This window comes from Stenotrophomonas sp. P5_B8 (assembly GCF_054049855.1).
The window spans coordinates 1-2,966 of the sequence record NZ_JBFULO010000450.1 but is presented as its reverse complement, the minus strand read 5'-3'; the positions used below and the strand labels follow the sequence as shown (position 1 = coordinate 2,966).

Genomic DNA, 2,966 nt, shown 5'->3' with positions numbered 1-2,966 from the left:
ACTGTGGGACGCGCTGGTGCTGGCCGATCTGGTCAAACTCTCGCGCGAGGAGCTGGAGTATCTGGCCGCCGACCAGGCCGGTGGCGACGCGGCGGTGATTGCGCGTCTGCTGGCCGCGCAGGCCCAGGCGGTGGTGATCACCGACGGTGCCGCGCCGATCCGCTGGCACACCCGCCACGCCGATGGCGTACTCACCGGCTTCCGCGTGCAGACGGTGGACTCTACTGCCGCCGGCGATGCGTTTGTCGGCGGCCTGCTGTTCGGCATCGGTGAGCGCGGTGGTGATGGMGCCGGGTTCGCCGGTTTCTGCCAGGACCCGGCCGCGTTGACCGGTGCGATCCGCTTCGGTGCCGCCGTCGGTGCGCTCGCGGTCACCCGCAAGGGTGCGTTCGCGGCCATGCCCAGCCTTGAAGAAGTCCAGCAACTGCTGCAGCAACAACAGGATGACGCCGCATGAACACGCCCATCAATGGCACCCCGGTTCCGCCGACCCCCGATTTTCGCTCGCCCGAATTCCTGCGCGCCCACATCGCGCAGACCATGGCCTTCTACCAGCCGCACGAGATCGACCCGAAGGGCGGCTTCTTCCACTACTACCTTGACGATGGCAGCGTGTACGACACTGCGCATCGGCACCTGGTCAGCAGCACCCGTTTCGTGTTCAACCACGCCATGGCCTACCGGGAGTTTGGCAAGCCCGAGGACCTGGCGGCGGTCGAGCACGGCGTGCGCTACCTGCGCGAGGTCCACCGCAACGCGGCCACCGGCGGCTACGCCTGGACCCTGCGCGATGGCGTGGTCGAAGATGCCACCAACCACTGCTACGGCGTGGCCTTCGTGCTGCTGGCCTACAGCTGTGCGCTCAAGGCCGGCATCGGCGACGCGCGCGCATGGATGGACGAGACCTGGCAACTGTTGGAGACGCGTTTCTGGGAGTCGGCGTTCGGCCTGTACAAGGACGAAGCCGACGCCGCGTGGAACTTCAGCGATTACCGTGGCCAGAACGCCAACATGCACATGTGCGAGGCGATGCTCGCCGCTTTCGAGGCCAGTGCCGAGCAGCGCTACCTGGATCGCGCGCTGCTGCTGGCCGACCACATGACCCGCCGCCAGGCCGCGCAGGGCGATGGCCTGGTGTGGGAGCACTACGATCCGCAGTGGCAGATCGATTGGGACTACAACCGCGACAACCCCAAGCACCTGTTCCGCCCGTGGGGCTTCCAGCCCGGCCACCAGACCGAATGGGCCAAGCTGCTGCTGATCCTGGATCGGCACGTCCAGGCCGAGTGGCTGGTGCCCACCGCGCGGCACCTGTTCGACGTGGCCGTTGAGCGCAGTTGGGATGCCGCGCGCGGTGGTCTGTATTACGGTTTCGCGCCCGATGGCAGCGTCTGTGATGACGACAAGTATTTCTGGGTACAGGCCGAGTCGCTGGCCACCGCCGCGCTGCTGGCCAAGCGGACCGGTGATGCCGTGTACTGGGATTGGTACGACAAGCTCTGGGGCTATGCCTGGGAGCACATGATCGACCATCGTTACGGTGGCTGGTACCGCATCCTGGATGCGGACAACCGCACGTACAGCGACGAAAAAAGCCCGGCCGGCAAGACCGATTACCACACCATGGGCGCGTGCTACGAAGTGCTCAACGTAGTCCGTTGAATCCGGCGGAGCCGACCGTTGGTCGGCTACCCCAAGCCCCGGTAGAGCCGACCGTTGGTCGGCTACCCCAAACCCCGGCAGAGCCGACCGTTGGTCGGCTGCTCCCACAACCAGGCAGCCCACCATGCGCGCGCACCGCCGTTCCCATGTCGTTGCACCGGCCTGCTGGCTGTTGCTGGTCCTGCTGACCGCGTGGGCACTTCCCGTAGCGGCCGCCCCCTTGGCGGCGGACTGGTCATTCCGCCTGCTGCCCGGTGACGCGCGCGGTGCCGCGCACCCCGGCCTGCAGCAGTGGCGCACCGCGCAGGTGCCAGGCGCGGTGCATACCGACCTGCTGGCGCAGGGGGTGATCCCCGATCCCTACGTGGGGGCGCCCGAGGCGGACCTGCAGTGGATCGGGCTGGCCGACTGGGAATACCGTGCGCGCTTCGACGTAGACGCGGCCACGCTTGCACGCGCGCATGCCGAGTTGGCGTTTCAAGGCCTGGACACCTTCGCCACGGTGAGTTTGAACGGGAAACCGCTGTTGCWGGCCAACAACAGCCACCGCACCTGGCGCGCGCGGGTGGACGGCCGGTTGCGTGCCACCGGCAATGAACTGCGCATCGTGTTGCGGTCGCCGATCAGGACCCTGCTGCCGGGCGTGCAGGCGATGCCGCACAAGATCGCCGGCAACTATCCCTCGCCGTATGGCGATGAGCCCAAGGACGCGATGGTCGGCAATTTCGTGCGCAAGCCCGGTTACCACTTCGGTTGGGATTGGGGCCCGCGTTATGTGACGGCGGGGATCTGGCGCCCGGTGCTGCTCGACAGCTGGGATGCACAGCGCTTGACCGACGTGGCCGTGCACACTCGGGCGCTGGACGCCGCGCATGCCGATCTGGCGATCACCGTGCAGGTGGAAAGCGCCGCGCGTGGCACTGCTGCAGTGCGCGTGGAGATGCTGGATCCGGACGGTGTGTCGGTGGCCCGCATCGATCGTGTCGCCTCGCTGCGTGCCGGCGACAACGCCATTACCGTGCCGGTCTCGCTCAAACAGCCGCGCCGCTGGTGGCCGGCGGGGCAGGGCGAACAGGCGCGCTATACCGTGCGTGCCACGCTGGCACCCGAGAGTGCTACGCCACGCCGTATCGAGCAGCGCATCGGCCTGCGCACCGTGGAGCTGCGTCGCGAGGCCGACCGCCAGGGCGGGCAGGGCTTCGCCTTCGTGATCAACGGCGTGCCGATCTTCGCCAAGGGCGCCAACGTCATTCCGTTCGACATGTTCCCGGCGCGGATCGATGCGGCGCGGATCCGCCGCGAAC

3 protein-coding genes are annotated in these 2,966 nt (G+C 67.8%); all 3 read left to right on the top strand.

The window, feature by feature from the left end:
- Positions 1–457: PfkB family carbohydrate kinase (locus tag ACXJKH_RS17840; RefSeq protein ID WP_457321331.1), on the top strand; the 457-nt coding region annotated here is incomplete at its 5' end.
- Positions 454–1,662, top strand: coding sequence for an AGE family epimerase/isomerase (locus ACXJKH_RS17835; RefSeq protein WP_457321329.1), 1,209 nt, complete (start codon positions 454–456; stop codon positions 1,660–1,662). The genes ACXJKH_RS17840 and ACXJKH_RS17835, both read left to right, overlap by 4 nt.
- 124 nt (positions 1,663–1,786) lie before the next feature.
- A partial coding sequence (locus ACXJKH_RS17830) for a glycosyl hydrolase 2 galactose-binding domain-containing protein (RefSeq protein ID WP_457321328.1) occupies positions 1,787–2,966 on the top strand: 1,180 nt, incomplete at its 3' end.